Genomic DNA, 208 nt, shown 5'->3' with positions numbered 1-208 from the left:
ACTGCCCGAGACGGTCTTGCTGATCCAGCGGGAGTCTGCGCCGAAGCTCACCAAGGCCGGGCTCGCCATGCTGAAACCACCGCCTTCGTTGGCGACCAGCTTGTCGCCCGCAGGCGGCTGGTTGCCCGGCGCGACGCCAGCCGCCTGCGGCGTGAGTACCTCGCAGGCCTTGGCGAGTCCGGGTGCGGGATTGGCGCCGAAGAATTCG

General features: G+C 69.2%; 1 protein-coding gene. It reads right to left on the bottom strand.

What is annotated here, in order from left to right; translation table 11 throughout:
* Window positions 1-208: hypothetical protein (locus AC3A6Y_RS35150; protein WP_487872810.1), on the bottom strand; the 208-nt coding region annotated here is incomplete at both ends.

The organism is Variovorax sp. Soil_C_17 (assembly GCF_057657265.1).
This window is presented reverse-complemented; position numbering and strand designations above follow the sequence as displayed.